General features: G+C 49.6%; 1 protein-coding gene. It reads right to left on the bottom strand.

Translation table 11 applies throughout. The features are described 5' to 3' along the window. Nucleotides 1-278: hypothetical protein (locus tag F8B77_RS17815; protein ID WP_167512888.1), on the bottom strand; the 278-nt coding region annotated here is incomplete at both ends.

The following is a 278-nucleotide window of genomic DNA, read 5'->3' as shown; positions in this document are numbered from 1 at the left end:
CTAGCCCCTACTGCAAGTTGCAAGGTGTGGGCGTATTCGCTGATATTTGGCCCATCACAGAATAATTTGCTTTGACCTGATGGCCAATGCGCCGAGGTATCATCAGCACTCACCGTGATGTTGCTTGGCAGTTTGGCGCTACCCACTTTTAAAACACCTTCACGGATATAGATGCCTGCCACTGGATCAACCAGCTCCAAAACAGGATTCTCGGCGCCATCGCCTTTATCAGCAATCACTAACGTATTGTGAGCGCTTGACGTATCGAGGGTAACACT

Origin of the sequence: Aliivibrio finisterrensis, from assembly GCF_008933155.1 — a bacterium.
In the GTDB taxonomy this organism is placed as follows: domain Bacteria; phylum Pseudomonadota; class Gammaproteobacteria; order Enterobacterales; family Vibrionaceae; genus Aliivibrio; species Aliivibrio finisterrensis.
Note: the sequence above shows the minus strand (reverse complement) of the source record. Positions and strands in the feature narration are given on the sequence as shown.